Annotated in this window: 22 protein-coding genes and 2 pseudogenes; 4 read left to right on the top strand and 20 right to left on the bottom strand. The window is 59.0% G+C overall.

Features of this window, described 5'->3' with window-relative positions; all coding sequences use genetic code 11:
- Positions 1-3: 3 nt before the first annotated feature.
- Positions 4-942, top strand: coding sequence for an aspartate carbamoyltransferase catalytic subunit (locus tag ACKVMH_RS00115; RefSeq protein WP_412698778.1), 939 nt, complete (start codon positions 4-6; stop codon positions 940-942).
- Between the two features lie 19 nt (positions 943-961).
- On the opposite strand, the gene ACKVMH_RS00110 is transcribed toward ACKVMH_RS00115, so the two are convergent.
- The 4 genes from ACKVMH_RS00110 to ACKVMH_RS00095 form a co-directional block, all read right to left on the bottom strand.
- A complete protein-coding gene (locus tag ACKVMH_RS00110; RefSeq protein WP_412698777.1) occupies positions 962-1,819 on the bottom strand; it encodes a DNA ligase in 858 nt (285 codons plus the stop codon).
- Positions 1,820-1,959: 140 nt separating this feature from the next.
- Positions 1,960-2,391 carry a hypothetical protein gene (locus ACKVMH_RS00105; protein WP_412698776.1) on the bottom strand — a complete coding sequence of 144 codons (432 nt, stop codon included), beginning with the start codon at positions 2,389-2,391 and terminating at the stop codon, positions 1,960-1,962.
- Positions 2,392-2,467: 76 nt separating this feature from the next.
- The gene (locus tag ACKVMH_RS00100; protein WP_412698775.1) at positions 2,468-3,076 is read right to left on the bottom strand and encodes an HAD family hydrolase; all 609 of its coding nucleotides are present in this window, start codon (positions 3,074-3,076) and stop codon (positions 2,468-2,470) included.
- A gap of 599 nt (positions 3,077-3,675) precedes the next feature.
- Positions 3,676-4,086: a lysozyme inhibitor LprI family protein gene (locus tag ACKVMH_RS00095; RefSeq protein WP_412698774.1), complete on the bottom strand. Its 411-nt coding sequence runs from the start codon at positions 4,084-4,086 to the stop codon at positions 3,676-3,678.
- A gap of 227 nt (positions 4,087-4,313) precedes the next feature.
- Here ACKVMH_RS00095 and ACKVMH_RS13650 point away from each other — a divergent pair.
- From ACKVMH_RS13650 to ACKVMH_RS00085, 3 genes and pseudogenes are all read left to right on the top strand, one after another.
- Positions 4,314-4,748: pseudogene (locus ACKVMH_RS13650) on the top strand (IS110 family transposase); the annotation flags it as partial.
- Positions 4,749-4,868: 120 nt separating this feature from the next.
- Positions 4,869-5,243, top strand: a pseudogene (locus ACKVMH_RS13645) (transposase); the annotation flags it as partial.
- A 635-nt stretch (positions 5,244-5,878) separates the two neighbouring features.
- Entirely contained in the window at positions 5,879-6,871 is a 993-nt protein-coding gene (locus ACKVMH_RS00085; RefSeq protein ID WP_412698772.1) for an IS30 family transposase, read from the top strand.
- A gap of 12 nt (positions 6,872-6,883) precedes the next feature.
- On the opposite strand, the gene ACKVMH_RS00080 is transcribed toward ACKVMH_RS00085, so the two are convergent.
- The 16 genes from ACKVMH_RS00080 to ACKVMH_RS00005 form a co-directional block, all read right to left on the bottom strand.
- Complete coding sequence (locus tag ACKVMH_RS00080) at positions 6,884-7,285, bottom strand: hypothetical protein (RefSeq protein ID WP_412698771.1); 402 nt, start codon at positions 7,283-7,285, stop codon at positions 6,884-6,886.
- An 896-nt stretch (positions 7,286-8,181) separates the two neighbouring features.
- Positions 8,182-8,490, bottom strand: a complete 309-nt coding sequence (locus ACKVMH_RS00075; RefSeq protein WP_412698770.1) for a hypothetical protein — start codon at positions 8,488-8,490, stop codon at positions 8,182-8,184.
- Between the two features lie 1,423 nt (positions 8,491-9,913).
- The gene (locus ACKVMH_RS00070) at positions 9,914-10,426 is read right to left on the bottom strand and encodes a hypothetical protein (protein WP_412698769.1); all 513 of its coding nucleotides are present in this window, start codon (positions 10,424-10,426) and stop codon (positions 9,914-9,916) included.
- Positions 10,427-10,548: 122 nt separating this feature from the next.
- Entirely contained in the window at positions 10,549-10,830 is a 282-nt protein-coding gene (locus tag ACKVMH_RS00065) for an Imm27 family immunity protein (RefSeq protein ID WP_412698768.1), read from the bottom strand.
- 119 nt (positions 10,831-10,949) lie between these two features.
- Positions 10,950-11,360, bottom strand: coding sequence for a DUF6188 family protein (locus tag ACKVMH_RS00060; protein WP_412698767.1), 411 nt, complete (start codon positions 11,358-11,360; stop codon positions 10,950-10,952).
- Positions 11,361-11,485: 125 nt separating this feature from the next.
- Entirely contained in the window at positions 11,486-11,755 is a 270-nt protein-coding gene (locus ACKVMH_RS00055; RefSeq protein WP_412698766.1) for a DUF6953 family protein, read from the bottom strand.
- Positions 11,752-11,943 carry a YodC family protein gene (locus ACKVMH_RS00050; RefSeq protein ID WP_412698765.1) on the bottom strand — a complete coding sequence of 64 codons (192 nt, stop codon included), beginning with the start codon at positions 11,941-11,943 and terminating at the stop codon, positions 11,752-11,754. The genes ACKVMH_RS00055 and ACKVMH_RS00050 overlap by 4 nt, the downstream gene beginning before the upstream one ends.
- 1,896 nt (positions 11,944-13,839) lie before the next feature.
- The gene (locus tag ACKVMH_RS00045) at positions 13,840-14,211 is read right to left on the bottom strand and encodes an energy transducer TonB (RefSeq protein ID WP_215219758.1); all 372 of its coding nucleotides are present in this window, start codon (positions 14,209-14,211) and stop codon (positions 13,840-13,842) included.
- A 68-nt stretch (positions 14,212-14,279) separates the two neighbouring features.
- Positions 14,280-14,567 (bottom strand): hypothetical protein, encoded by a 288-nt coding sequence (locus tag ACKVMH_RS00040; RefSeq protein WP_412698764.1) that lies wholly within the window; start codon positions 14,565-14,567, stop codon positions 14,280-14,282.
- Between the two features lie 182 nt (positions 14,568-14,749).
- Positions 14,750-15,145: a hypothetical protein gene (locus tag ACKVMH_RS00035; protein WP_412698763.1), complete on the bottom strand. Its 396-nt coding sequence runs from the start codon at positions 15,143-15,145 to the stop codon at positions 14,750-14,752.
- A 1,399-nt stretch (positions 15,146-16,544) separates the two neighbouring features.
- Positions 16,545-17,033, bottom strand: coding sequence for a hypothetical protein (locus tag ACKVMH_RS00030; protein WP_412698762.1), 489 nt, complete (start codon positions 17,031-17,033; stop codon positions 16,545-16,547).
- 1,095 nt (positions 17,034-18,128) lie between these two features.
- The gene (locus tag ACKVMH_RS00025) at positions 18,129-18,587 is read right to left on the bottom strand and encodes a hypothetical protein (RefSeq protein WP_412698761.1); all 459 of its coding nucleotides are present in this window, start codon (positions 18,585-18,587) and stop codon (positions 18,129-18,131) included.
- Between the two features lie 106 nt (positions 18,588-18,693).
- Entirely contained in the window at positions 18,694-19,122 is a 429-nt protein-coding gene (locus ACKVMH_RS00020; protein WP_412698760.1) for a DUF4262 domain-containing protein, read from the bottom strand.
- Between the two features lie 58 nt (positions 19,123-19,180).
- A complete protein-coding gene (locus ACKVMH_RS00015; protein WP_215219765.1) occupies positions 19,181-19,552 on the bottom strand; it encodes a hypothetical protein in 372 nt (123 codons plus the stop codon).
- Positions 19,553-19,609: 57 nt separating this feature from the next.
- Positions 19,610-19,954, bottom strand: coding sequence for a hypothetical protein (locus tag ACKVMH_RS00010; RefSeq protein WP_412698759.1), 345 nt, complete (start codon positions 19,952-19,954; stop codon positions 19,610-19,612).
- Positions 19,955-20,501: 547 nt separating this feature from the next.
- Entirely contained in the window at positions 20,502-20,828 is a 327-nt protein-coding gene (locus tag ACKVMH_RS00005) for an excalibur calcium-binding domain-containing protein (protein ID WP_412698758.1), read from the bottom strand.
- Positions 20,829-20,966: the final 138 nt, after the last annotated feature.

The raw sequence follows: 20,966 nt of genomic DNA, 5'->3' as shown, positions 1-20,966 counted from the left end.
CGCATGACCCTTCCCGCCGTACCGTCGTCGCCGCTCCGGCACCTGCTGACGCTGGAAGGCATGCCGCGCGAACAGCTGCTCGCGCTGCTGGACCGCGCCCAGCACCATGCCGACGGCCACGACGATCGGCAGGCACTGGCCGGCACGGCGGTCTGCACGCTGTTCTTCGAACCGTCGACGCGGACCCGCCTGAGCTTCCAGCTGGCGGCGCAACGCCTTGGCGCCGACGTGCTGAACTTCGACGTGTCCACCTCGTCCACCCGCAAGGGCGAGACCGCGCGCGACACCCTCCGGACGATCGAGGCGATGGGCGTGCGCGGGTTCGTGATCCGGCACCAGGACGACGGTGCCGTTGCTACCCTGGCAGAAGCCGCCGCGCCGGGTACCGCGCTGGTCAACGCCGGTGACGGTCGCAGCGCGCACCCGACCCAGGGGCTGCTCGACATGCTGACGCTACGCCAGGCAAAGGGCGGCGACTTCAGCGGGCTGACGGTTCTGATTGTCGGCGACGTCAGGCACTCGCGCGTCGCCCGCTCAGACCTGCACGCGCTGCAGGCACTCGGCACCGGCGAGATCCGCGTCTGCGGCCCCCGGTCACTGCTCCCCGACGACGCCACCCTCGCCGGTTGCACCGTGAGCCACGATCTCGATGCCGCGCTCGACGGCGTGGACGCAGTGATGATGCTGCGCCTGCAACGCGAGCGGATGGACGAAGGCCTGGTCACATCGCTCGACGAGTACCACCGCGACTACGGCCTCGATGCTGCCCGCCTGAAACGCGCTGCGCCCGACGCGGTGGTCATGCACCCCGGTCCGATCAACCGCGGCATCGAGATCACCGACGAAGTCGCCGATGGTCCCCAATCGCTGGTGCTGCAGCAGGTCCGCAACGGGGTGGCTGCACGGATGGCGGTTCTCGAGACGTTGCTGCGTGGCGACTAGCACCACGTAACCGGCGCCATCACCGCGGGTCGGCCGGCGGCATTGTGTGCCGGATCCGGACGAAACGTGCGAATCGCGGTACCCCGTTGGATGTCAGGCCGTTATGGCGATACGTCACCCAAGCGCCCAGCGGCGGTGGATCGGCGCGCTGCGCATCGGTGAAACCGCTGCCGAGTCGGAAGCGCAGCCCGTCCGCACGCTCCACGACCAGTGCGCCGAGCATCCCGGTGTACTTGCCGGTGCCTGCCGTGTGCCCGACCACCCGCGCCTCCGCATCCTCATACGGCTTGTACTTGAGCAGCCAGTCGCTGCGACCCGCGCCGTAGTGTGCATCGCGGTGGTGCAGCATCAATCCCTCGCCACCGGTGGCGACCACGGCCTTGAGCCGCGCATCCAGCGTCGCCGGATCTGCCACGCGGAACTGCACAACCGGCCGCAGCCAAGCCGCAGGGTGCCCAGCCAGCAAGGACCGCATCGCGCGTACGCGGGCATCAAAGCGTCCGCCATGTGCGGGCAGGTCGAACACCATGAATCGCATCGCGCGCCACGCAGGGTCGTCCGGTCCGCCCGTGCGTATCGTTGTGCTGGCTTGCTCGAACCGGCCGCGGCCAAGCCACAGTTCGCCGTCCATCGCGATGGTGGGCCAGCCATTGGTAAACCAGCCGGGCGCGGGGATCAGGTGGCCGCCACGCGTCCACAGCTGCTGGCCGTCCCAGTGCCCGCGGACACCATCGAGCTTCTCGCTTACCCAGTACTCGCTTACGTCAACCCCGGCCTTGTAGCCGGTGGCGAGCATCAGTGGCGGAGGGGAGGGTGGGCTGGCCGGTGCAACCGCGAAGGCCAGGCACAGCAACAGCAGGCAGATCGTACGGATCATGTCGGTCTCGTCCTTGAGTCGATAGGGCAGCCGCCGTCCTGGCGGGTGTGGCGCGAAAGCGTAACAGCCCCGGCCGACTTCGATCGACGATCCTGATTGTGGATCGGCGCGCGGCGCGCACTCGCCACTAATCACCCGAATTACAAGCGCGCCCAGACCTGTCGAAGCCCGACGAGATGGACAACGCCAAAAGACAGGCAGATGGCCGAGCTCCAGAACCAAAACGTAGTGCTGTTGCCCGGAAAGTACGCCATGAGCGGAGTGAAGGACACCCCGCGTAACACGTAGACGCCAGTGATAGCGCACAGCGCCAGGCGAGTAAGCGGGAGCTTGCGGATGACACCCGCACCAGACAATGCGTAGAGCGACCAAACCAGCAACATGACCGTAATGACCAGGGTTGCGACAGTGGGGTACCAATGTCCAGCCAGGTCCATTTCTGCCATTTGCTCGCCGGCACCGAGAAAGCGATACCAAGGCGCACCGAAAACAATGCACCCAAGGTGCAGCACGGCAGCAAGGGCACTGAGCGCCGCGCCGGCGATGAGGAACTTGTTGCGAGTTCTGCCCATAATCCTTGTGTGTTGGTTTAGCAGCTAACGCCTGCACTAAGCTGACCTGCGTAGCGCGTTCGGCTTGAATGAATTGTTAGCGCAGACCCAAGGCACCAACCTCTTGCCACTGATAATACTTCTTGGTGGCGATGCCAAGCAGGTCCCGGTCTTCCGGAGTGTCCCCGTAAGCGTAGACCTCTGGGAAAGCCAGCAAGTCGTAGCGCTCGCGCACTCGTCGAGCCTTCTCCGCCAGCACGCATTGCTGCCCCTCGTAGTGGCCGGTCAAGATGCCATCACGACGCTGTAAAGATGAACAGAGAAGCTCCACGCCTTGTGCGTCGCACCACGGGGCGAGATATGCGTCGAGGCCGCCTGAAACCACAACAACTCTGTGCCCTTGAGCCTTGTGCCAGGCGATGCGCTGCATTGCCTCAGGACGCAGGACATTTGGCAGATAGTTCTTGGCAAAGTCACGGCCGAACGCGGCCACTGCCGAAGCCGGGACGCCGCTGTACCCGAAGCGAACAATGGCGCGGCGAACAAGAGTTCCAGAGATGACCCGCAGCCTGTACCCAAGAACCAAGGGGGCCAACAGAAGCCATCCAGCGACTAGCCGGCGGCGCGAGATCGAGCGCCGCAAGAATTCCGGCATGGTCTCGTGCGTGGTGATCGTGCCGTCAAAATCAAAAAGTGCAAGGGACATGTTTCTGGGGCTATCACCCTAAGTCGTGCCGTGCAGCGATGCGGTATCCGTCTTTGCTGTCGAAGCAGAAAAAGTAGGCGATGTGACCTGGCCTACAGCTCCGAAATGCTCCCGGCGGCCATGCCTAGCGCCAGGACGATAGCCGGAAGCCCAACAAGAACTAGCTCCGCGAGCCGCATTTTCGGTCGGGGGGTGGGGAGCCTGCGAAACCCCGCGACGCCAACGGCGAGGGCCGCTACGGAGAGGGCGCCAGCCAGTAGCGCTGCAAGCAGGATTGCTGAGACAAGCGGCATGCTGCAAACATAACCGTCCTGCACGCTGGCCCATTGCGAGAACCGATGCGCCTGCCACGTATAAGAAGCGCTCGGCAGCACGACCGACATGATCCCCAGCAGCCATGACCAGCCTCTCGCGGTTCTGAACAATGCCGTACTTTCCATGTAGGCCTCACGCCTGAGTTAAGCCGCGCCGCGAAGCGGCGACAGCCTCGAGTTGTTAGCGAAACAACTTCGGCTTGAATGAACTGTTAGCCAAGCAATGGCAAAGCTCATTCTGCCATCGCTTTGGTGTAACGAGGTAAGTCCAGCTTGAACGAATTGTCAGAGCCCGCCCCAGGCCCTTAGTGCATCTGCCCGCTGATCGTACAGCTGAACTAGGCAGGAGAGCTCAACGCTGTTCTTGTCGGTGCCAGTGCCGACGAACTTGCGAGCGGCTGCACACTCATGCTCGGCGAACTTTCGCCAATGCTCTCTTGCCATACGGAGCTCATCAGCGACTCTGGCGGAGTCAATCTTGGCCTCGGGCGTCTCAAGCGATTGGCGAGAAACAGAGCTGAGTATCTCAGCGAAGAGATCCTCTGCTTGTGCTATCCGGATGTCTAGTTGTGGTTGTAGGCAATCGACCGCGATCTGTACCGGTGGCGCGGTGCAATTGTCGGTGAGAGAACGGGCTAGGCCCGATGAAGAAAATGCAAGGCAGCTAGTTGCAACAAGTAAGCGCAGAAGTGTCATGCGGGCTCTAACACCTTATGTCTTTGAAGTTCCGTAGCCTAGACGTCGAGAGCCCGGTGTGCGCGCCCGATAACGCCTCGGTGTCAGCAGCACCGTAATTCAGCAGGGGCCGCACACCGGGTACTCACTTCCAAACGCCCGAACAGTTGCGCGAGAAACACTCGCACCGATAAGCGTGGGCTGGAGGTGAGGCGCTCTCGACCTTTCCTGCTCTAACGGAGGTGGGCATGACTGCGGTGGGCATCGATGTCAGCAAGGCCATGTTGGACCTGGCGTTCAACGACGCGACGAAGGTCTATCGCTTTCACAACACTCCGGCGGGGATCCGCCGCCTTGTCGAGTTGTTACGTGCCCGTCCCGGTGTCCGGATCGTGTTGGAGGCTACCGGCGGGTACGAGGAAGCCGTGCTCGATACCTGTGCCGAGGCCGGTCTGTGGATCGCGCGGATCAACCCGCGGCAGGCGCGGGACTTCGCCAGGGCGGCCGGACAGTTGGCCAAGACCGACAACCTGGACGCTCGCATGCTGGCGGAGATGGCGGCAGTGTTCCATGCACGGCTGCGTCGCCATGTGCCCGCGGAGCCTTGGCAGGCAGAGCTCAAGTGCTGGTTGCGGCGCCGCCGCCAGATCGTCGACAACATCCAGCGCAGCCGACAGCAGATGGCGCTGACCCTGCCGGCGATACGCCTGCTGGTGAAGAAGACGCTGGTGTCTCAGCAACGGGAGCTGGCGACTGTCGACGCGGCCTTGAAGGCGCTGTTGCAGGCGCATACGACCCCGGCGCTGAGCTCGACGAAGGGGCTGGGGCCGGTGTTCCAGACCACCGCTTTGGCCTTGCTGCCCGAGCTGGGGCTGTTGAGCCGACACCAGATCGCCAAGCTGGTCGGGGTCGCACCGCTCAACCGCGACAGCGGCAAGACCCAGGGCAAACGCCAGATCTACGGTGGCCGCTCCGAGGTGCGCGTGGCGCTGTACATGGCCACGCTGTCGGCGGTGCGCTGGGACCCGACCATGCGGGCGCACTATCAACAACTGCGTGCGCGGGGGAAGCTTGCGAAGGTCGCCTTGGTCGCGTGCATGCGCAAGCTGCTGACGATCGTCAACGCCCGCCGCCGGGACGAACTGCAGGGTATGGATGCGATCGCCTGCGCCGCCTGATGGGGGGTGAAGCTCAACACCTGAGTTAAGCCGAAACTGCTTCGTTACGCCTAAGGCATGGAAAGCTTTTCCTGCCATGCCTTAGGCGTAACGAAGCAGTTTCGGCTTGAACGAATTGTTAGGCTTCACCGATTCGATAATACCGGCTTGCCCCAACGTTGATGAGGTGCACTGCAATAAATACGAGTGAGACACCTACAAGAAGGCCGCATGCGTACCAACCAGCTCTAGGCCAAAAATCTTGCCGCCCGGGCTGATCGCCAACGACCAGAACACCGATGAGAATTACGGACATTAGAGCGCACACGAGGATGTTTGGCACCGCTAGTGCAATCCAAAGGGCCTCCTTTCTAGGATTCCAAGAGCTGGAAAATAGCTTACGGAGGGCTTGGAATACGAAGCCAGAGCCACAAGAGATGCCGCAAAGGTATCCGCCACCAAAAAGTACAAATATCTCGATGAATTTCACAGTGAGGCCTAACACCAGAATTAAGCCGACCCGCGAAGCGGGTTCGGCTTGAATGACTTGTTAGGCGGCGCAGGTTAACAAAGTAAGTGCAACACCCGTGCCGCCCGGAAAAGAAGAGGTGAGCTGGCAGACTGGGAGGGATTTCTCCGGCAAGAGACGATCCCGCATGTACCACCAGCTCACCGAGCCAGAACGATACACCCTGTCCGTGTTGAGACGGGAAGGGCGAACGTTTCGCGCCATTGCCCAAGCACTGGGGCGCAGTCCCAGCACCATCAGTCGCGAGGTTCGTCGCAACGCGACGCTCAATGCTGCGAAGGGTCGCTCGTTCTATGTGCCGAGCAAGGCACAGGAGCATGCGAACGGTCGGCGCAGCCGCAGCCGTCGAGTGAAGCACCACGGCCCCGAGGTGTACGCGCACCTCGAGGCTCGGCTGAGCGAGGTGCGATGGAGCCCGGAACAGATCGCCGAGGGGCTGCTACAAGAGCTGGGTGTGACGCTAAGTCATATGACGATCTACCGGCACGTTCGCCGGGATCAGCGCGCCGGCGGCAGCTTGTTCAAGCAACTCCGACAGGGTGGTAAACGCCGGCGCAAGCGCACGTATGGCGTTGAAAAACGTGGAAAATTGGGCGGCAAGGCGATGATAGACAGCCGCCCTGGTGTGATCGAGCTGCGGCAGGAAGTCGGGCATTGGGAAGGCGACACGGTGATGGGTGCCAGCGGCGAGCGTACCTGCCTGTTGACCTTGGTCGAACGTGCTACCGGCCTTGCGCTGGTGACTCGGCTGCCGCACCGCACGGTGCGTGCCGTAAACCGGGCGGTAATTGGCGCGATCCAAAACAGCGGTTTGCCGTTCAAAACGATCACCTGGGACAACGGCACGGAATTCCACGGCTATCGACAGATCGAGGAAGCCACTGGTGTGTGCAGCTACTTCGCTTACCCGCACCACCCGTGGGAGCGGGGTAGCAACGAGAACTTCAACGGCTTGCTCCGGCAGTACTTCCGGAAAGGGCGAAGCTTGTCCTGCAAACGTCAGGCCGACTGCGACCAGGTGGTCGCTAAACTGAACACACGACCGAGGAAACGCTATGGCTTCCAAACCCCCGCCGACCGCATGCGCGAACTCTCAGGGGTGTTGCACTTGGAGTGTTAATTCACCCCTCAGCTACTTCATCTCGGCTTGCGCTGCAAACAAGGACTTTACCGGAACCCCACCTTGCTTCGCTGGCGTGAACTTAAGAGAAAGCCAGTAATCGCGTTCTCTGCTGGTAAGTGCGACGCGCTTTGGATAATAGGTCCCTGCATCTACCACGTCACCCGATTCGCTGATGAGTAACGCGATGCAAACAGGCAGCCCTCGAGCCTCCGACAGGAGGCGAGAAGGGTCGAAGCGCAGAGGTGACGCCAATGATGCGGGCATCTCCAGCGACCACGATGGCTTGTACTCAGGGACCTGCTCTGTGATCGAAGCGAGCTCCGTCGCATTTTGGCAGTAGCTATTTGGATCCTCAGCAAAGGCTGGGGCGCTCAGAGCACAAAGCGTGCTCGCTAGAATCAGGGTGCGCATTTCTCTCTCCTGAGGTCTAACACCTGAGTTAAGCCGACCCGGGTAGTGGAGCCGACGACATGGCAAGCTTTACCTGCCATGTCGTTGGTGGAACGAAGCGGGTTCGGCTTGAACGAATAGTTAGGGTTGCCTTCGTAGCCGGAGCTTGCTGAAAAATGCCCTGTGACAGAGCCACACGATCAGGGGTAAAGCGATGATCACAATCGCACTGGCGACTTCTCCGAAGGGCGACGACCAAGCGGGTGCCAAGCCGGTTCGGCGCAGCGTCGGCGATGCGCCAAACTTGAGCCAAGCAACATAAATAGCCGTGGAAGCCAGCGCAGTGACAACCAAGAGCCAAGCTACCGCTGAAAAGTCTACTCGGCGCCTTATGTTTGTGATTTTCATAGCCTAACACCTGAGTTAAGCCGCGCCGCGAAGCGGCGTCGGCTTGGACGAACTGTTAGGCCGCATCCGACCATTCCTCGCGCGAGACTGCAAGCAGTGCCTGACCCGATTCCTTGCTGCAAAGGACGCGGACCTCCCGCCGAGACGCGCCGTGCTTCACCCGAACCACCAGCGCGAAGTTCTCGGTGCGGCGCCAGAATACGAAGAATGGCCGGAGCGTGCGGCTCACTGATCTAAGCCAGAATGTCGCGCCAGGCTCTTGGAGCAGCGGATTGAGGGCGGAGTAACAAGCCTCATTCACCGGAACGGTGATCTCCGTCCCGCGGCGATGCGAAAACAGCACTAACCGTACCGACGACGGCAGTGCGTTTGCTATTTCGAGAGTGTCGAAGCTTCCCATGCGGCCTAACGCCTGAGTTAAGCCGAACCGCGTAGTGGAGCCAAAGGCATGGCAAGCTTTTCCTGCCATGCCTTTGGTGTAACGAGGTGGTTTCGGCTTGAACGAATTGTTAGGCCTCTCGGCCCGAGTGCCTTCTGCGGAGCCAAATGGCGAGCGCGGCATAAACGACGAACGATGCCCAGAAGAGCAACCAATACAGAAGCACCAAGGACGACAAAGCCACGCCGAGCGCAATGCCCGAGAACGATACTAGCGTCAGATTTGTGCGCGTAGGCTCAAGCCCGCCAATGAACATCTTGCTGCCAAGCAAAGGCGAGTTTTTCAGTGCGGGCACAAGCCACGCGGCGATCAGCCCGAAGCCGCCCCACGCGACAAATACGCAAGCGCAAGCCAAGCCGAAGTTGGTCACAAATTCCATCGATGTGTCTCGGTGAGGCCTAACACCAGAATTAAGCCGTGCCGCGAAGCGGCATCGGCTTGAATGACTTGTTAGGGCGCAACAGCATGAGCCGCACCCTTTCCGTTCTTGACCAAGTAGATGATACGGCCGGATGGCACCTCTTGATTCAGGGTGAACCGGATCTTCGCGGTACACCGGCACGCCGCAACCGGCTCACCGCCGCTGTCCGTGTCAATTGCTAAGGTGAGCGAACCCCAGTCGGGCAAGAATTGAGGTCGCGTGACGCGCTCGCCGCAACTCAGTCCGACCAGTCCAGATACTAGTAAGCGAGCATCGGCGCGCTCGACGGTAAGTCGATCTTGGCCATATGGATCGTAACTTTCATCGCAGGCAGCAAGCTCTTCAAAGCTGAAGGACTCGGCAGAGGACGCCGTGCCTGCGAATGCAGCAACCAAGAAAGCTATGAGTAACGTGAGCCTATCCATTGCGCCCTAACACCAGAATTAAGCCGTGCCGCGAAGCGGCATCGGCTTGAATGAATTGTTAGGCATCAGTTGCCGACAAGGTTGGCAAAACATGCAGCTAGTTTGCCTTCCAGCTCTTGAATCGAGGGAGATGCCCCCACAACGGCGGCCATCCTAGCAGCAGCGAGAGTGAGCTCCTCTTCTGTGCGGGCATTGCGCATCTCGGCAAGTGGGGCCTCGAACAAGCAAATGCATCCATCGCGCAACGCCGGCGACATTTGTTCACTCCACCATTCAGTCGACGTAATCTCGGACCTGGCTTCTGTCTCGCTTGCAGCAGGATTTCCGGCCTCAGCGCGGCGCGTCATGTAGCCGTCTACAACTTGGTCCTCGATGGCGCGGCGACACCCGTAAATCGCGGACTCCGCGGCTTGCTCACGTCTTTGCTCAAATGTAGGCGCTAGAGCGGCACCCAAGCTCGGCGGTGGAGCGAGGAGAACCAAGGCGAGAACGGAGTGCATCGCGTGCTTCATGTGATCGTCAGAAGTCAAATTGATGTGCTGCGGCAGTCTTGCTGGGCCTAACACCGGAATTAAGCCGACCCGCGAAGCGGGTTCGGCTTGAATGATTTGTTAGGCGCCACCGCTACGGCGCCCATGTCTCGTTTGAGGCATTTCGAGGCTGGGTCGCAACGCAAAGAACCAGACATCACCGATGACGCAGATCGCAGCTGCTACGCCCACAGCAACTTTGAAGGCGAAGGGCCAGTTCGCGAATTGGTACGCGTGTGGCAGCAATGCGGTGAACTCGTACGGCCAGAGAGTGCCAAACAGAAGGGCAGTCCCGACGACAACGTGCAAAAGCGTCAGCCAAATTGTCTTGGCGCCTGTTGTTCCTTCAGTCATTTGAAGTCTCCATGTGACGCCTAACGCCAGAATTAAGCCGACCCGCGAAGCGGGTTCGGCTTGAATGAATTGTTAGGGGGCAGGCTGGTCATAGTTGACTGTGACCATGTAGTACGTCACGCCCTCATGTGTGTGAGAGTTGAACGAGCTAAACACGAACTCAGCATCCGGTTGTGTTACCGGTGCCATTTGAGCCTTGCCGCCATCAGCTGCGATTGCCTTGGCAGACTCTGCAAGCGCAACCAGACTTTCACCCGAGAGACCAGGTGTTTCCATGGGGCCGTAGAGCTTCTTTAGAGTGGTGTAAGTCTCTATCCAAACTTGCGTAGCCTTGGAAATGTCAGTGCCCTCGTACGTACGAAGAGCGATTCGCCAGAGGCGGCCATCCTTGAGGTAGAACTGGGCGTTTTGGCTCTTGCCGCCAAAATCGGCGCTGTATGTCTCAAGATCACCATTAGAGAACGCGCGATACGGGCCGTGGCTTTCGACAGCCCTGATCTCATACGCCGACATGCCGAAGGTCCATGGGCCAAGACCTCCAGCCAAGGCCGGAAAAGCTGCGAATAGCAGAAGCACAAGTGCCACGAATCTCATTCCTGCCCCCTAACGCTCAAGTTAAGCCGAATTGCAGCGCGTAGCCGGGCACATGGCAAGCTCTCTCTGTCATGTGGCTGGCGTAGCGATGCAATTTCGGCTTGAACGCATTGTTAGGCCTCCACGCCATAAAGGGCCTTGGCCTGGCTCTTGGTGATGCACTCTAGCTGAGGTGGGCCACCGCCGTGCAATTCGCCTTGCGGAAAGGTCCGCTGCCAAAGACGACCGTCGTCGGGATCTCGATACAGAGTGGACCAGCCGTCCGGGCTATCGGTTATCCGGACGAGATATGAGGCGAGGAGCGAGCTTATGCGATTGCATGTGTCATCGCCGACAACACCCGTCTCGGTACTGACCCATCGCCCGGTTAGCAAAGTCTCGCTCGGATCAATCATTGAGGCCTAACGCCTGAGTTAAGCCGACTTGCGTAGTGGAGCCAAAGCCGTGGCAAGCTTTTTCTGTCATGGCTTTGGTGTAACGAAGCAAGTTCGACTTGAACGAATTGTTAGGCAGCTCAGCCCCATACCGCCACGCTGCCCCCGCCTTGTCCGACGGCCACTATGCTCGACGGTCCCTCTACTTGCCAAGCCTCGTAGCCGCTTGAGTCTGAAACAATTTGAAGGACTTCTTGGCGGAAGTGGAGAGTGAGATCAGCTGTTCCTTGCGTTACTTCGAGCGCATTGAGGGTCTGACCGACAAGTTTGCTGGATAGCTCGGATATGGCTTGCACAGGAGTACTGCGGCCAAACAGTTGCTCGTCGTCTCTGCTAGTGAGTACTAGCTTGCCGGATGAGAGAAGGCGCCACAGCGACTCAATCTGTACACGGTATCCGCCGGAAAGCTTGATGACGCAAGGGCACCCCTCCCATCGTTCGACGCTAACGATGGTCTGGCCAATGAGTTGCGAAGTCCAGGAATCTTCCATGAGCTGCCTAACGCCTGAGTTAAGCCGACTTGCGTAGTGGAGCCAAGGCCATGGCAAGCTTTTTGGCCATGGCTTTGGTGTAACGAAGCAAGTTCGGCTTGAACGAATTGTTAGGCTTTGCCCTCTTAACCACGAGCTTCTCTACCGGGCTCATCCTCTGCGACCGTTGTCCGCCAATAAAAGCCGGACTTGACCCACACTACGGCGGTTTCAGTGAGCTTTCTGAACTGATCCAATAGTGGCTTGCCCACTACTAGATTTCCATCAGTGTTCTCGCGGAGCAGATCCTCTTGGCCTGACTTGACGAGAAAATCAACTACGTCGTCTTGATACAGACATCCGGATTTATGGATCTCCGATAGCATCCAGTTTGCTGCTGCGAGCTTATCGCTCATTTCTTCTCCAGCGTGACTGATCTCAGTGAGTCAGGCGGGAAATGTCCGGCCTCCAATTTCTTGCCAGCGAACCATTGGCACTTGTAGCTCCCGTATGCGTTGTCTGGAGCTGTCTGGACGGTCATCTCTGGGCCGCCGGACTTGAGTTGGACGATGTCACCGACACTGAACGCTGCTGCTTTTGTCATTACGAACTCCCTGTTGGAATAGTGCAAAGCCTAACACCAGAATTAAGCCGACCCGCGAAGCGGGTTCGGCTTGAATGATTTGTTAGGCGGTGCTACTAGTGGCAGTACGACAAAGCATCGACGTCGCTTTCCCACCGCCCGTTGACTTGCACGAATTGATAAGCCACGCCTGAGCATGGCGCGCAGCTTACCGCACGGTACTGGCCTGACACTCCCTGATACCAGCGGACCAGTGTGCCTGGTGACTCAGAAATCGAGGCGAGCATAGCGGTAGCCTCTGGCGGTGTAGGGACGGGTGACCAGCCCTTTGAGGCGGGAGCTAAGCTCTCGCACCTCTGGCCGATTGACGCGCAGCCAGTCAATCCGAGAATCGCCAGAACGAAGAGGAGCTTCATGCGCCGCCTAACACCTGAATTAAGCCGAGCCGCGACGCGGCTTCGGCTTGAATGAATTGTTAGGCGCTATCGGGACTGCCGCCGATAGCACCATCCGAGATAGATAGTTGATAGCGAGAATGCGACAAAGAGCCAAAACGCCCACTTGCCATTAGAGAGCCTTGCCTCGTGCGCACTTGCTGATTGAACAATGGGGCGGCCATTGACGGAGAGCTCCCATAACTCGGGCTCGTCAGGGCCGACATAGCCAATTGTTCCCGAGTTTCCGGGTTTAATGAGCTTTGAGGCAGTCCCGTAGGCTGGCAGGATGCTCGGGTAAGTGAACTCCAAGCTGGAACGATCGATATGGAAGTGGATCGTCCGGGCGCGACCCCCGCGCACTTCCTCCGCGGTCGTAATGAGCCCGGCAGCATGCTCAAGCTGCGTGGGCTTGGGTGAAAGCGAGAGCCGCCAGCCGCAGAAGGCTGCGACTGATACAGCAAGCCCGAGTAGTAGATGCAGCCAATGCACGCGTTGCTGGGACATAGCGCCTAACGCCTGAGTTAAGCCGACCTGCGTAGCGTAGCCGACAACATGGCAAGCTTTTCCTGCCATGTTGTTGGTGTAGCGAAGCAGGTTCGGCTTGAACGAATTGTTAGACCTTTGGGTTGGGGCGCGAGCACTTGCTGCATTGGACAGAGAACGAGCCGTCAAGTCTGCCGTGCTTGCGAGCCCATTGCTGTAGCTGGGCAATTTGCGAGGAACACACCTTGATGTAGCGACGCTCCGTGAAGCCGCCCGGCTTAGTGTTGCCAGTGGCCGGATTGACCGAAGTGCATCCCGAGCGATGCAGAACAATGTAAGAGGGCGACGGTGTGCGCCACGAGTTCAAAACGTAGCCGTCCGGATTGGCAACCAACCAATCACGGTATGCAATGTCATTGCCATCAAACACAGTTGCCATTTTCAAGTCCCCATGTAGCTTGGGCAAAGGTCTAACGCCTGAGTTAAGCCGACTTGCGTAGTGGAGCCAAAGCCATGGCAAGCTTTTTGGCCATGGCTTTGGTGTAACGAAGCAAGTTCGGCTTGAACGAATTGTTAGGCCCCGGGTGTGTTGCGTGACGCTTGGGCCTGAGCTTTGCTGCAAATGGATTGTAGCTCCCGCGCGAACTTGAACTGCCGAAAAATCCGGTGCGCGTGCAGGGTGAGAAGGCCACCAAACGCAGCGCCAACTAGAACCGGATAGTGCAGGAGCCAGCCGGCTACTGCCATGACGAGTGGCAGAAAGAGCTCCACGAACCATGTTGGGAAGCGAACCTTTGCCTCGGGAGGCATGGCGGCAAAGAGGGAGGCGACTCGAAGTTCTTCTGGGGTCAGCTGCATAGTCTTTTACGGGGCCTAACGCCTGAGTTGAGCCGACTTGCGTAGTGGAGCCAAAGTCATGGCAAGCTTTCCCTGCCATGGCTTTGGTGTAACGAAGCAAGTTCGGCTTGAACGAATTGTTAGACCTGCCAGCCGCGGGCTATGAGTCACCAAAGATGATCTCCACTGGTGTTTGGTTGCGGCATGTCTGCGCCTGGGGCGCGAATTGCCACTGCGCGACAGCCTCAAGGATTGCCTCAATGTAGCCGACGGGCTGGCCGGACGAGCGTCCGGCGGGGTGCCACTCGGCGGAAACAATGGTTGGGGATTGCACGCTGCCATTGATGTCGACGAGGTACGAGACAACAGCTTTTCCCTCGAACTCGTTGTGTAGGCGAGGCGGAAGCTTCGGGGCGACCTTGTGAATCGGCGAGAGATGGTCTTTACAAGCCGGGACAACACCCTGACCGGAAACGGCAACCGCTGAATAACAAACAAGAGCTAGCGCGATCAGGATGCGAGGTAATTTCATGGCAGGTCTAACACCAGAATTAAGCCGTGCCGCGAAGCGGCATCGGCTTGAATGACTTGTTAGGCGCGCTATGGAGAGCCACGCCGCTCATCGATGACCCCTACCGCAGCCGCGATGGCGAGTCTACGGTACTCGTCGCGGTTCTCCCGCGCTGTCTGCTCAGCCAAACCGGCCGGCCAAACACTCTTGTTGATTTCACGGTACTGCGAGGCGACCGCCTCTTCCAGGCTCTTCAACTCAGTCAAGCACTTCTCCGCCGCCAGCCGGGCAATGACCGCGGACTCGTTGCCTGATGGAAGTTGCTCAACGGACTTGTCGAGTACGCAGAACACGAACGTGTCGAGGTCAGGTTGCACCCGCTCCGCAATGTCCGCACCTGTAACAGGTCCAGATAGCGGGATAAGAACTAGGCCCAGAGATAGTCATGTGAGCGCCTAACGCCTGAGTTAAGCCGACTTGCGTAGTGGAGCCAAAGCCGTGGCAAGCTTTTTCTGCCATGGCTTTGGTGTAACGAAGCAAGTTCGGCTTGAACGAATTGTTAGGCATCAGCCCCGGCCCTGCCACGAACCGTGGCGAGTTGGCGACCGAGGATCGTGCCCGCAAGTAAGCCAACAGCCAGAGTGAGCCAGCCTAGGACCAGAAGGACGAACGGCGTACCACCGAGCCATTCAGGAAGCACCACGCCAAGAGTGAAAGAGAACGCCCTTTCGAGCAAGAACGCTGAAGCCGCATGCAGGAGTGGCCTATGAGCTTGCCGATACGACATTGCCGCGAAGATGGTGATGGCAAAGCCCAGCGACAAAGCCGCGCCCAACAGCAAACGTTGTTTGAACGCAGTCGCATCGATGCCCGAGACGCCGGCCTCAATGAAACCGACAAAGACCTCGGATGCAAACAGAATGGCAGCGAAGGCAGCAACTCTTTTCCAGTTCACGGCGATGCTCGTCTGATGCCTAACACCTAAGTTAAGCCGAGACGCGTAGTGGAGCGAAGCACATGGCGAGCTGTATCTGCCATGTGCTTTGCGGAACGAAGCGGCTTCGGCTTGAACGCATTGTTAGGGCCCACCCAGAGCGGTCCCGGCGAAGAGTGCCACAAACGGCGCTACGAGAAGCACAACTGAGACCACAAACAACGCCGGGTCTGTGGTGCGTTGACCGGGATGCCGGCGATGCCAGCGAAAGCTCATGTATGTGCCAATTGCCAGAAGCAGAAGCGCCAACGGGTACGCAAGTACACCGAGGTAGAAAATGGTTGCACCGTCGCCCCAAACCTCTTGGCCTGACGGGCGGAAAATGAGCATGTACCAAAGAATGTAGGCAACTAGGAACGCGCTGGGAGCCCAGGAAGCGACGAGAAACGTCTTTGACCAATTGCGACTCTGCATCAGCGGGCCCTAACGCTTGAATTAAGCCGACCCGCAACGTGCCAGTCTATGAGTGGATGGAGTTGAACAACAACACATTTCATCGAAGCGACGAAGCGGGTTCGGCTTGAATGCATTGTTAGCTGCGCACGGCCGGAAGCGCTGCCCCAATAAAGCAAGCTGCACCCCAGGCCAAGGGACCAACCGCGTTTTCCGAGTAGGGCTGGAACGTCAGCTCTTGCAGGCCTATAGCCAGCACGAACGGGACCGACCAAGCTGCGGCCCAAGCGCCTGCGAAAAGTGCCATGCGGAGGTTGGCCGCAGTAAGCGTACGTACTCGGTGCCTTTGCCGGGCCGCCCGGACCACAGCAATGCCCGCAACGCTACCGAGAACCACGGGGAAGACCAAACCAACCCCTAGGGCACGCTGGAGTTCGTGACCCAGTGCCAAGTACAGCCCACCAATGAGGAAGAAGGCTGGAAAACCGACTTTCATGAGTGTCGTAGCCATGTGCCACGCACTACGGTTAAGTGAGCCTATGGTCACGTTGCGATGAATCCCCATGCGCAGCTAACACCAGAATTAAGCCGTGCCGCGAAGCGGCATCGGCTTGAATGAATTGTTAGGGGCCATACTCGTATCTGTGATTGCACGATGGGCAAGTAATTTCAATGAGCTTGCCGATGGGGACGGTCGAGCGCCACGCACACTTTGGGCATTTGGCTATGCCGGCGACGTTCGCTGCCGGCGGGGGTGAGTCTGTTGTCTGGTCTGCCGGCCTGGGCGCGAAAATCCTGCGCAAGGTACGAGTCACATAGAACCAGACTATTAGAGCGAGAACTACCCCAATGATTGTCTCAACTACGTGCGGGTTTCCTACGTTGCTCATCCACAGGGCGAACACCGCAAGGCCAGCAACTAGTCCTATGAGCTTCGTCATACTTGCAATGGCCCCTAACACCTGAGTTAAGGGGTGCCGCGAAGCGGCATCCCCTTGAACGAATTGTTAGAGGGCTGGCTGCGCAGTTGTCGCCAAAGCGCCACGCAGATCAGCAACGCAACCACATTCACTCCAACGGCAATTGGCTTTGGCTGGTTGATGGTCAGCTCGAAGCGGCTACCCACCCAAGTTAGGAAATTGATCTTTCCAGGAGAGAATTGAACCCACACGCCAGCGAGGAACCCGGCAGAGAACATGTAGCTCAGCAGGGGTGACTGGAGAATCGGGATCTGGATGAGCCAGAACCGGAAGTTATTGCGGGTTGCGTTGGGGTGTCGCTCCAGCATCTGCACGCCGCACCAAATGCCCCACACATATAACGGCATGAACAGGGCCAAGATGATCTTTGAGGCGAGAGGTATCTCGTTGAAAAGCATGGTCCAGATGAGCGTGGCGCCGACGGCGCCGCCACCTAGTGCTGCGATTCCCAATGCACGCCGCCACAAATCGGTCATAAGCCCTCTAACGCTCAAGTTAAGCCGAATTGCAGCGCGTAGCCGGGCACATGGCAAGCTCTTTCTGCCATGTGGCTGTTGAACGCAATGTTAGGCCTCATGGCTGGCATACCACGGCCACGGCCTCGACTGTATCGGCGGATGCCGAAACCTGCAGCCAACAGCTGACGTCCGCCGGCTGGTACTCAACGAAGGTGCCGGTCTCTCTTTCAGCCGGTAGGGAAGGGCCATACAGGCGACTCACCTCTGAGGCCGGCATGCCCGGACAGAGGCCGCGCGGCGTGCAGGCCGCTGGTCCGGTGCCGCGAAGCGCTAGGACGCGTTGCTGTACGCCCGCAGCACGTTGCTCAAGCCAGCCCACCGTAACAACAAGGCCGGGGTACTGGAGCTCGGTGCCTTCGCCGGTTTCGACTCGCCGCGAAGGCGCGCCCAAAAGTCGAATCACGCTCGCCTCCGTGGCGCCGGACACTACGCCCCCAATAATCAATTCAGAAGGCGGCAGCTCGCCGCACCAGGCGGGGGCCGTTAGGATGAGTACTGAAAGAGCGAAGGTGTTTCGCATGAGGCCTAACGCCTGAGTTAAGCCGACCCGTAGCGGGGTGGCGACTGGGTGCTAGCGTAGCGGAAAAGCACCCAGGCGACGCCCCGATGCGGGTTCGGCTTGAACGAATTGTTAGGCGGACTAGCGTGTAACCACATCTAGCCACTCTACGAGCCTGCGAGCTGCCAAATCTGCGCGGTCTTCCGTACCCGAAAGTCCCATGTTTTGGTCGGCCACTTGCACAAGATGCTTGGCAAGCACAGCGCTCTCAGCTCCTTGCCACAACAGCGTACAGACGTGATCGACGTAGCCGTCGTACTCATCGCGGGCTTGTGGGACACCCGCCACCCCGATTGGATCCCAGACGTAGTGGAGAACCTCACCAACAGCGCGGCGCAGGGCTTTCTCTTCGGGTCCCAATCGGTCTCTCATAGTCCGCCTAACACCTAAGTTGAGCCGAATTGCAGCGCGTAGCCGGACACATGGCAAGCTCTTTCTGCCATGTGGCTGGCGTAGCGATGCAATTTCGGCTTGAACGCATTGTTAGACCGGGGCTATGGGTGCGAAGCCGCGTGTAACCGTAGCGCCTTGTCTTTGTCTGTCAGTGGCCTGAGGAAGACGCCAGGCTTGATGCCGACAAAATCGGATCCTTTGAGCAGCACGAGGCGCACCTCCTGGTCTCCTTCATGTGCTTCTTGAATCTGGCCAAGCTTGTAATGAAGGTGCGAAGCCAGAGGAACCGGGATGACGTCCGGAACCTTTGCGGCGTTTGACACAAGAACTTGATCCACTTGGATGAGCAGCCTGATGGTGTTGTCGAGGCTGGGCCCGGTACGAGCCTCCGGGTCTTCAACCGGGCGACCCTGTCCATCAACCATGTCCACGCCCGCGACGCGACCCACCAGAATGTGGTCCGCCTGTTGCGCCATTTCTTCCAACGTGGCCTCGAAGGGGAAACCGGCCATGGCGATGGCTGGCACCAGAGCAACCAACAGCAACAAGGCGCGACGCATGTGACCTCCCCCGGTCTAACACCGGAATTAAGCCGACCCGCGAAGCGGGTTCGGCTTGAATGAATTGTTAGGGCGCGCCACTTGGTGCCTCACTTGCCAGAAGTGGCTAATTGCTACGAAACCAGTCATCTGCCTCAGGATCCCAGGGCCATATACCTGAAGTGTTAGGCCAAATGAGCTGCAGCGCCTCAAAGTTTGGGCCGCCATGTAGCCAACAGGCCGAGCGCATGTACTCGCTGCGGTAGTGGCGGGCCACATGGCCAAACTGTACTGCAAAGCCCTCAAGAAATCCGAGGTAGAGCACGCCCGGAGAGAAACGCTCACCGGCCTTGACTCGGCGGTTGTACTCATTTACCAGCCAGTGGCCAATCTTTGAGTCAAGACCAACAACAATCAACTCTGGTGCATCGGATGATTGAGCGACGCCAATTGAGTATGAGAAAGCTGGTTGATCTCCGTCTGGATCCAAGACAGAGGTGACGCTGCAACCGTGTTCCTTGATGTGCGCAAGTATGTTGCGCTCGTACTCTTCCATAGCGCCCTAACACCTGAGTTAAGCCGCGCCGCGAAGCGGCGTCGGCTTGGACGAATTGTTAGGCGCTTGAGCCGTGATCTTGCGCCAGCAGCTTTTCCAGCATTGGCCGAGTGTACGCCGCCTCGGGATCTAGCTCAGCCGGGTCCGAGGCGCTTTTCCACTCACCCGCATCAAATGCCAGATAGATCTCGTTGCACGGTTCGGGCAAGTACGCTGTGCCGGCCTTGAAGGAGTAAGGCCACAGCCAGTTCATGGCGGTGTCCGCGACTTCAAAGGTGAGCTCCTCGGCCATGTAGCTCTTGGCGATGAGCACTGCCAGTTCATTGCACATGCGCTCGACCGACCAGCCACGTGCGGCCCGCTCCTCCTCGAGAGCTGGTTCTCGCAGCGTGCCGGGCGTTTCGAATAGCGAGAGCAAGGAATGTTTCACCAAGCNCTTCCTGCCATGTTGTTGGTGGAGCGAAGCAAGTTCGGCTTGAACGAATTGTTAGGCCGTGTAACCGAAGTGCGACTTCATTAGCTTGGAAGCTCTAAGCATGAGAACAAGCGCTCCCGCACCCGCGAAGATCGCTACCAAGCCTGCATGGCGGGGTTGGATGTACGCCAACACTGAAGAAATAGCCGCAAGTGCCGCCATGCAGATCAAATACGTCAAGTACGGTCTAAAGCGCAAGGCGCTTTGAACTCTTGGATGTAAAAGAGCTGCAACGAATGCGGCAAAAGCCAAGAGCGCGAACTCCCAACGTACCAACAGAACAACAAACGGCAGCCCGCCGATTTCCAGAAGCGTGAGCAGACTTAGCTTTGACAGTGCGCGCGTACTTTCATCCATCAAGCGCTCCAAAGGCCTAACGCCTGAGTTAAGCCGACTTGCGTAGTGGAACCAAAGCCGTGGCAAGCTTTTCCTGCCATGGCTTTGGTGGAACGAAGCAAGTTCGGCTTGAACGAATTGTTAGGCACCGGGTGCGTTGCGTTGCGCTTGGGCCTGAGCTTTACTGCAAATGGATTGTAGCTCCCGCGCGAACTTGAACTGCCGAAAAACCCGGTGCGCGTGCAGGGTGAGAAGGCCACCAAACGCAGCGCCAACTAGAGCCGGATAGTGCAGGAGCCAGCCAGCTACTGCCATGACTAGTGGCAGAACGAGCTCCACGAACCATGTTGGGAAGCGAACCTTTGCCTCGGGAGGCATGGCGGCAAAGGGAGATGCGACTCGAAGTTCTTCTGGGGTCAGCTGCATAGTCTTTTACGGGGCCTAACACCTAAGTTAAGCCGAGACGCGTAGTGGAGCAAAGCACATGGCAAGCTGTATCTGCCATGTGCTTTGCGGAACGAAGCGGCTTCGGCTTGAACGCATTGTTAGGCCGGCACATCCACGAAGGCTACTCACAGCCCACTCCGTCATTGTCCCGATCCAGATGCGGACCATACCCCGGATCGCCGCGACGGACGGGCGCCGCTCCCGCCGCTCGAGCGGAAGCACAGTTGGCGAACGCGCCTTGCTGGCGAGGGGCAGTGTAAGTGGGCGCGAGGCCTGGTCTTGGCGCCGAAGAACTTGCCGCAGGAGGCGCGCGGTGACAGTGATAGTCACCTGTCTTTCGGTTGTTGTGGCAGCCCTCGCTGTTGAGGCCGCCAGGGTGGCCAAATGCAAGCGCCGGAACAGCGATAAAAGCTAAGACTAGGCAGCGAATGTAGTTTGATCTCGGCATGCACCCCCCGTGCGGCCTAACACCAGAATTAAGCCGAGCCGCGAAGCGGCTTCGGCTTGAATGAATTGTTAGGCGGCAACCCCTGATCTAGCAATTGCCGCAATAGGGTTGGCGGACAGGGCCATTGGAGCTGGCCTA

Origin of the sequence: Lysobacter zhanggongensis (assembly GCF_046638635.1) — a bacterium.
In the GTDB taxonomy this organism is placed as follows: Bacteria; Pseudomonadota; Gammaproteobacteria; order Xanthomonadales; family Xanthomonadaceae; genus Novilysobacter; species Novilysobacter luteus.
This window is presented reverse-complemented; position numbering and strand designations above follow the sequence as displayed.